The sequence below is a fragment of the Mesorhizobium sp. M2E.F.Ca.ET.219.01.1.1 genome (assembly GCF_004016445.2).
GTDB lineage: Bacteria > Pseudomonadota > Alphaproteobacteria > Rhizobiales > Rhizobiaceae > Mesorhizobium.
Genome location: NZ_SADT02000176.1, coordinates 1 through 322, shown reverse-complemented (window position 1 = coordinate 322; position 322 = coordinate 1). Strand labels below are relative to the sequence as shown.

Here is a 322-nt window from a genome sequence, read left to right as displayed (position 1 = left end):
GTTGCCTATGCCCTCCTTGTACGAGTACTCCCGCCTCAACTCCCTGCTTTCATGGCCTTTGCCGGTTCCGCGTTGTTCGGACTCGCCTGCATCGTGATCCCAGCTATCCTGCTCGACCGCTTCGAGAATGCTCAAAAAAATATCTATCGTCGCGGATTCCCCGATTTCATGGACATGATGATCACCTGCGCCGATGCCGGCATGAGCCTGGAGGCGGCGGTCGAGCGCGTGAGCCAGGAAATGGCGGGAACCCACAAATGGCTTGGCATCCAGCTTGCGATCATGAATTTGCAGCTGCGTGCCGGCAAGCCGCTGCGAGAGG

General features: G+C 58.4%; 1 pseudogene. It reads left to right on the top strand.

What is annotated here, in order from left to right:
- Nucleotides 1–51: 51 nt before the first annotated feature.
- A pseudogene (locus EN862_RS35410) lies at nucleotides 52–322 on the top strand (type II secretion system F family protein); the annotation flags it as partial.